The sequence below is a fragment of the Reyranella sp. genome (genome assembly GCF_050185545.1).
GTDB lineage: Bacteria > Pseudomonadota > Alphaproteobacteria > Reyranellales > Reyranellaceae > Reyranella.
Genome location: NZ_JBFWZI010000299.1, coordinates 1 through 6,046, shown reverse-complemented (window position 1 = coordinate 6,046; position 6,046 = coordinate 1). Strand labels below are relative to the sequence as shown.

Annotated in this window: 6 protein-coding genes and 2 pseudogenes; 3 read left to right on the top strand and 5 right to left on the bottom strand. The window is 66.7% G+C overall.

The window, feature by feature from the left end:
* From AB7O82_RS36615 to AB7O82_RS36605, 3 genes and pseudogenes are all read left to right on the top strand, one after another.
* Positions 1-193 (top strand): annotated as a pseudogene (locus AB7O82_RS36615) (MarR family winged helix-turn-helix transcriptional regulator); the annotation flags it as partial.
* Positions 177-569: a hypothetical protein gene (locus tag AB7O82_RS36610; protein ID WP_428621743.1), complete on the top strand. Its 393-nt coding sequence runs from the start codon at positions 177-179 to the stop codon at positions 567-569. The pseudogene AB7O82_RS36615 and the gene AB7O82_RS36610, both read left to right, overlap by 17 nt.
* Positions 570-664: 95 nt before the next feature.
* A complete protein-coding gene (locus tag AB7O82_RS36605) occupies positions 665-2,356 on the top strand; it encodes a hypothetical protein (protein ID WP_428621741.1) in 1,692 nt (563 codons plus the stop codon).
* A 212-nt stretch (positions 2,357-2,568) separates the two neighbouring features.
* Here AB7O82_RS36605 and AB7O82_RS36600 read toward each other — a convergent pair whose 3' ends face one another.
* The 5 genes and pseudogenes from AB7O82_RS36600 to AB7O82_RS36580 form a co-directional block, all read right to left on the bottom strand.
* The gene (locus tag AB7O82_RS36600; protein WP_428552501.1) at positions 2,569-3,660 is read right to left on the bottom strand and encodes a malate/lactate/ureidoglycolate dehydrogenase; all 1,092 of its coding nucleotides are present in this window, start codon (positions 3,658-3,660) and stop codon (positions 2,569-2,571) included.
* A gap of 22 nt (positions 3,661-3,682) precedes the next feature.
* Positions 3,683-4,603 (bottom strand): SDR family oxidoreductase, encoded by a 921-nt coding sequence (locus AB7O82_RS36595; protein WP_428621739.1) that lies wholly within the window; start codon positions 4,601-4,603, stop codon positions 3,683-3,685.
* Positions 4,604-4,910: 307 nt separating this feature from the next.
* Positions 4,911-5,048: a hypothetical protein gene (locus tag AB7O82_RS36590; protein WP_428552507.1), complete on the bottom strand. Its 138-nt coding sequence runs from the start codon at positions 5,046-5,048 to the stop codon at positions 4,911-4,913.
* Between the two features lie 5 nt (positions 5,049-5,053).
* Positions 5,054-5,421 (bottom strand): annotated as a pseudogene (locus tag AB7O82_RS36585) (ABC transporter substrate-binding protein); the annotation flags it as partial.
* A gap of 27 nt (positions 5,422-5,448) precedes the next feature.
* On the bottom strand, positions 5,449-6,046 hold a 598-nt coding region (locus tag AB7O82_RS36580), incomplete at its 5' end, for an ABC transporter ATP-binding protein (protein ID WP_428621737.1).

Here is a 6,046-nt window from a genome sequence, read left to right as displayed (position 1 = left end):
CAGCTCGGCCTATGCCCTTACGGCCAGGGGCTGGCAGCTGCACGACCGCATCCTGAAGATCTCCCTCGAACGCGAGCAGCGCCTGCTGGGCGATCTGTCGCCGGCCGAGCGCGAGACCCTGATCGGGTTGCTGAACCGCCTGCACCGCCGCCTCCCCGACCTCAACGGAACCATCGATACCGGCGATCGTTGACAACACAACGAGAGAGGCGCAGCCTGTACCCACGACTGGAGATGCGCTCCTGGCCGGCGTCGTCGGCACTGGCCTCAGCTTCCGCCTTTTCCACGAGCTCACGCCGGAGACCGAGGACAGCTGCCACTATTCCTGGTCGGTCTCCAACGGCTTCTGCCAGAATGACCCGCAGGCGACGGAGAAGCTCTACTCGGAGATCGCCTCGGCCGTCCAGGAGGACAAGCGCATGGTCGAGGCGCAGCAGGCACGACTCGGCGAGACCGGCGAAGCCGGCCTGGTCGACATCGTGACCGACCGCGCGCGCATCCACATGCGCCGCGTCGTCGAAGGCAGACTGGCCGACGAGGCGCAACGAGCAGCGGCTGCCGCGGAGTAGGCATCATCCCCCTCTCCCGTAATCGGGGGAGGAATGGATGTGCCTACTCCGTGTATGAATAGCGACCTTCGTCCTCGGTCGCCCGGCACTCTCCTTTGTCCTTCGCTCTCAGCTCGTCCCGTCCGCCATCCAGCCCGCGCAGCTACCTCCTGGATCTCGCCCTGCTGCTGCTCGGCGGCAGTGCGCTGCTGATCGCCATCATCCTGTGGTTCGACAACGCGCAGGGCGGGCTCACCGGCAATGGCGTGTTCAAGAGCCTCGAGCTGAAGCCGTGGATCGTCGATCCGGCCAACGCGCCGCTCTATCCGGCAAACTATCTGTTCTATCCATTCTACGGCGCGCTGTGCCGACTGCTCGACCTGCTGGGCATTTTCGCCGGCGATCCGCGGCGGCAGATGACCATCCTGAACGCCGTGAGCTGCAGCGTCTGTCTCGCCATCGTCTACGCCCTGATCCGCGCCGTCACCGGAGACCGGCTGGTGGCGCTGCTGGCCGCCCTGTTTCACCTCGCCTCGAGCTTCGTGATGTTCCTCGCCATCATCAACGAGGACATCCTGCCGAGCTACACGGTGCTGATCGCCGCCATGGCGCTGGGCAGCGTGTTGCTGGCGCAGCCCAGCGCGCCACGCGTGATCGCCGTCTCGGGGCTGTTTTCGCTGGCCTGGCTGATGGAATGGCGCCTGATGTTCCCCACCCTCCCGGGCATGCTGGCGGCGCTATGGCTCTGCGAGCCGCGGCTCGCGCGGCGCATCGGCTGGATCGCACTCTTTCTGCTGGGAATGGTCACCACAGCGGCGCTCGTGGCCTGGGCATGGCAGGGCCACGACAAGTCGGTCGGCCCGTTCGAGCTGATCTGGACCGGCAAGGCGGTGCGCTCGGTATGGGCGGGCTTCACCTGGCCGAAGCTGTTCTATCTGTGGGACGGCATGGTGGCCTACCTGCTGGGCGCCGGCGTCGCCGCCATACCGGGCATTCCCGGCTGGGACATCTGGCGTTGCACCGCGACCGTCTGGATGATCGCCATCGCCGCGGTGGCGCTCCCGCTGCTGTGGCGCAACCGGACCGATCCCCTGGCGCGCTCCCTTGCGGCGATCTTCGGCGGCACCTTCGTCGCCGGCACGGTCTTCAATCTCTATTCCCAGCCGCAGGATCCGCAGATGCAGATCAACGTCATGGCATGGCTTACGGTGGGCTGGGCTCTCCTGCTGGCGGTCGTGCGCAAGCGCAATGGCGTGCGCGGGCTCGCCGCGCTGGGTGGGCTCACGGTGGCGCTGATCGCCTACAATGTCTGGAGTCTGGCGCCGTTGCGCGGCCTCGACAGCGCCTGGCAGCGGGCGATCGAGCGCCTGGAGCGCGAGTCGGACCCGTCGCGCACGGTCTGGCTGATGCACGATTTCGACTGGGCGATGATCTACGGCTCGCTGCACTGGGGCTGGACCGAGCCGGGCACGGCCGAGCTCGGTCCGGCACCGCAAGCCCTGCCGCGCTTCAAGTGGATCGGCTTCACCGGCCAGGTGCTGCGCCATCCCGACTGGAGCGACCAGCGCCTGGCCGACGACCTGCGCCGGCAGATCGATCGCGCGCTCGAGCTCGGCTACACGGTGATGGTGGTGCGGCTGTGGGACATGGACCTGCCACAGCTCGAGGTCGCCACCGGAATGGTGGCGAGCAGCGCCCGACTCGCGGTCCTTCGCCGCCTGCTGCACCACGACTACGTCGCCGCGCCGGCGTACGTCGATCCGATCGCGGGCGCCGTGCATCGGCTGCAGCGCAGGCCGGGGCGGTGAACGGGAACCAGTCCTCCCCAGTAATCGGGGGAGATGCCCCGTCATACGGGGCGGAGTGGGAAGGCCGCAGTAGGGGTCTCTGAGGTTCCGACGTCGAAAACGCATCTGCCTCGACTGCGGCCTTCCGCCTCCGGCCCTTCGGGCCACCTCCCCCGATTACGGAGGAGGAAAATGGAGGGGCTTCGCGACACACGTCTTCATCGGAAAAAAAGCTACATCGTCGCATGCTGGATGCGGCGCTCATCGAGGCCGACCGAGCGGGCGGTTTCGACGATGGCGGCCCAGGTGGCGTCGGGCAGCGGCACGCCGTTGGCCAGGCGTTCCGCCCGCATGCGCACCTCGGGCTCGCCCGGAACCAGGACCTCGCCGCCCGACGCTGCCGGTGCCGAGCTCTTGACGAAGTCGACGTACCTGGCGACGTCGGCGGGAAAGAACCCCGCCGGATCAACGACATTTGGATCGACATAGAACGACAGCATGCCGTTGGCGAAACGGCCGCGCTTTGGATCAGTCGCGCCGTTGCCCGACAGCGAGCCGCCCAGCAGCTCGCACATGAAGGCCAGGCCGGAGCCCTTGTGCTCGCCGAAGGCGCGGATGGCGCCGGTGCCCTTGCTGTAGTCGCGCGGACCCGCCGGCACGTAGTCACCGTAGAGCGTGTGCGGATCGCTGCCCGGCTTGCCGTCGGGGCCGATCAGCGCGCCGTCGGGCAGCTTCTTGCCACCCTGGCTCGCCACCAGCACCTTGCCCTCGGCCACGATCGAGGTGGCGAAGTCGAGAACCAGAGGATCCTGCCCCGGGCGCGGCACGCCGATGCAGTAGGGTGCGGTCGAGAAGCGGCGCTGCACGCCACCGTGCGGCGCCACCAGGACGCTGCCCGACGCGTTGACGAAATGGATCGACACCAGCCCGGCGGCCGCCGCCATCTCCGCCCAGTCGCCGACCCGGCCGATATGGCCGGCATTGCGCAGGGTCACGGCGGAAAGCCCGTTGGCCTTGCACTTGTCGATGCCGATGCGGACCGCCTGCGGCGTCACCGTCTGGCCGAAGCCGTACTTGCCGTCGACCACGGCAATCACCGGCGTGTCGATCACGACATCGACGGTGACGTCGGCCAGCACGATGCCGTTCTTCTTGTTCGCGGCATAGCGCGGCACGCGCACCACGCCATGGCTGTCGTGCCCCGACAGATTGGCGCTCACCAGGTAGCGGCCGATGCGCTCGCCCTCCTCCTTCGAGCAGCCCGCCGACGCAAAGATATCTGCGACGAAGACCTCCAGTGCGTTCGCATTGATGGTAACGGTCATCGCATTTGCTCCTGAAAATCGCTCATGCTCTTCCGGACCGCGGGCGTCCCCCCCGCTCATTATCATGAATAACGAGCGGGCGGGACGCCCGCGGTCCCCAAGAACAAGATCCCAATTTCCTCATCCCCGCCATCACCTTCGCTTTCGCCTTGGCCCTGGCCTTCGCCTTGGCCGTCTTCTCGTCGGCGCTGCGCCGCAGGCTGGCGACATAGCCGCGGTTCCAGGTCGGGTTGATCAGGACCTCGTTGATCACGACGTGCGGCGGCAGGCAGGCGACGTAGCGGATCAGGTCGCCGACATCCTCCGACTGAGCCATGCGCGCCCGTTCCTCTGGCGTGATCGGGATCGGTCGCTTGTCGAGGATCGGCGTGGCAACCTCGCCCGGGCAGACCACGCAGGACCTGATGCCGTTGACGCATTCCTCCATGTTGATGGTATGGCTCATCGCCACCACGCCGTGCTTGGCCGCCGAATAGGCCGGACCGCTGAGCAGGCTCGCCTGCCGACCGGCCATCGACGAGGTGTGAATCAGGACGCCGTCCTTGCGCCTGCGCATCATCGGCAGCACCGCCGATGAGCAGTAGAAGGCGCTCGACAGGTTGCCGTCTATCACCTGCTCCGCGCCGTCCGCCGAGAGCTGGGCCCAGCTTCGCGCGACGATGTTGAGGCCGGCATTGTTTACGAGGATGTCGCAGCGCCGGAAACGCTTGTCGATGTCAGCGGCGATGCGGTTCACCGCCGACGCCTTCATCAGATCACCGGGCTTGACCACCGCGGTGCCGCCGGTCCTCCTGATCGTGGCCGCCGTTTCGTCGAGCGGCTCCTTGCGCCGCCCGGTCAGCACCACCGTTGCGCCCTCGGCGGCGAGCGCCACCGCTGCGGCCTGTCCGATCCCCGAACCAGCCCCCGTCACCCAGGCGACCTTGCCCGTCAATCTGCCCATCGCTGTATCCCCATGCTCGCAAGCTCGTCCTGATGGCGACGGACGTCGCCGGACGCTCGCCCCTCGGACGAGGTTGATCATGGTTTAGCATGCCTCGCGGCTGGAGCCAGACTCTCGCGAGCAAGAGGCTCGCTCTCTTCCGGACCGCGGGCGTCTCGCCCGTTCATGCTCATGAAACATGAGCGGGCGAGACGCCCGCGGTCCGGAAAAAGATGAACGAAGGCTATGTGCTTTCAGCATGCAGGACGTCGCCGAACAGCTCCCAGGTCTCGCCCTTGAAGCGCTGAAGCTGGACCGCCTGGATGGGCTAGAAGTCGGTCGCGCGAGTGTTGACCAGGATGCCCGGCAGCAGCAGTGGCACCCGGAGCTTCTGGTGGTTGGCTGCCTGCTTCATCACGTTCGCCCGTGTGAGGGCATTGCCGCACTTCTTCAGCGTCTCGTGCATCAGGAGTCGCGACCGCAATCGTCGTTCTGCATCAGCACGGCGATCTTGGGATCCTTGACATTGGCGAGGATGTGCTTGGCGTAGATCACCGCCTCGGTGTGGTAGTCGGGCTGGAAGCCCATGGTCCACGGGAACTCCTTGGGCTTGCCCACTTCGACGCGCCCGTCGCGACGTAGAGCATCGGCACTCTCCGCTGGTTCATGTACTTGTGGACCGCCGAATTGGTCGGCGTGCCGAGCGTCTGGAACAGCGCCAGCACCTTCTCCTGCTCGACGAGCTGGCGCACCACCTCGACCGTCTTGGCGGGCGAGTAGCCGTCGTCCAGCGAGATGAACTTCACGTTGCGGCCGTTGATGCCGCCCGCGCCCCCGATTTAGGGGGAGGAACACAATGTCTGTCGTTACAGCACCTTGCCCGTGCCGTCATCGATCAGGTGCATGTTGCTGAGATCGGCGCGAAGCTTCATCGGCTTGCCGTCGGCAGCGCCGGCGTTGGGATTGACGCGGCCGCAGACCTCGGCGCCGGCCACGGTGAAGTAGACCAGGGTCTCCATGCCCATCGGCTCGACGACGTCGATCGCCATGTCGAAATCGTGCTGGTTGGGTTCTACATGCGGGCGCGTCTCGGTGATGTGCTCCGGACGCAGGCCGAGCACGAGGTTCGACTTGCCGGCATGGCTCGAATAGCGCGTCGTCCGGTCCGACGGCACCGGGAAGGAGAGCGTGTCGCTCAGCCGCACCCGCAACGCGCCGGCCGCCTGCTCGAGATGGCACGGCAGGAAGTTCATCGCCGGCGAGCCGATGAAGCCCGCCACGAACTTGGTGGCCGGCGAATGGTAGAGATCGTTGGGGGCGCCGACCTGCTCGATCAACCCGGCATTCATCACCACCACGCGGTCGGCGAGTGTCATCGCCTCGACCTGGTCGTGGGTCACGTAGACCGTCGTGGTGCGGACCTTCTGGTGCACCTTCTTGATCTCGGTGCGCATCTGCACGCGC